Source organism: Lysinibacillus halotolerans (genome assembly GCF_003711845.1).
In the GTDB taxonomy this organism is placed as follows: Bacteria; Bacillota; Bacilli; order Bacillales_A; family Planococcaceae; genus Ureibacillus; species Ureibacillus halotolerans.
In genome coordinates this window covers 1-1,002 of the sequence record NZ_RHLQ01000109.1, presented here as the reverse complement: position 1 = coordinate 1,002, position 1,002 = coordinate 1, and the positions used below count along the sequence as shown (strand labels likewise).

Annotated in this window: 1 protein-coding gene; it reads right to left on the bottom strand. The window is 32.8% G+C overall.

Annotation, left to right across the window (positions count from 1 at the left end; translation table 11 throughout):
• Positions 1-1,002, bottom strand: a 1,002-nt coding sequence (locus EC501_RS18320) for an ISL3 family transposase (RefSeq protein WP_122973766.1), incomplete at both ends; no start/stop codon positions are given.

Here is a 1,002-nt window from a genome sequence, read left to right as displayed (position 1 = left end):
TTTTCTTAGATAAATTATTTAATAAAATTTTCGCTTTAAAGTGTTCATAGCTTCTAAAACCATAAGCATTACGCTTCAAAACTTTTGATTTATTATTAATTCCTTCTAAAAAACCATTTGAATATCCAAAACTTAAACTATTTAAAATTTCAACTTGCCAATTTTTTAGCGTTTGAATGGCCTTTAAAAATGCCGGAATATTTGCTTTTTCTACCTTTCGGTAAAAGGCTTCTAATCTTTTTTTTATTTCTATCAAATCATTTGAAGTTTTTGCCCAATCAAACCATTCGCAGTAAGCTTCTTTTAATTCATAGGCTTGCTTTAGTTCCTTCGACATTCCTATGTAACGATTTAAGTACCAACGATTCGTTTCTGTTAACTTATCAAATCGTTTATATAGTACATGACGCATTTTCTTACATTTCTTTCGATCATATGCATGCCATTCTTTTTGAACATTTCGACGTACTTCATCTAGTGCCCAGTAAATATAACGACAATAATGAAAGCGATCCGCAATAATAATCGGGCGATTTAACGCCTTCCTAACTGCTGCTTTAAAGCTTGGATTCATGTCCATAACCACAATTTCTACATCTGCACCGTATTTCATCAAGTAATCCTTAATGGTTTCTTTTCTACGATTTGGTAAAATATCAATTGGTTCATGTGTTTCCGCATTGGCAATAATTAATTGATAAGTTCCCGCATCGGTATCTGCTTTATATTCATCAATCGCGATACATTTTGGTAAATGAACCCCTTCATTTAATTGTTCCTTTACTACTTCTTTAAAGCGACGAATCACTGTTGAGCTTGATGTACCAAGTACTTCAGCTGCTTCTTTAAATGTTTTTGCCTTTATTGAACGGATTCGTACAACTTGATTCCATTCTTTCGAGAAACGTTGATATTTATCCACGAAAGGGGATTTTTCTGAAAAACGTTTCCCACATTGGCATACATAACGACGACGTTTATAAAAAAGGACGGTTAATCGTT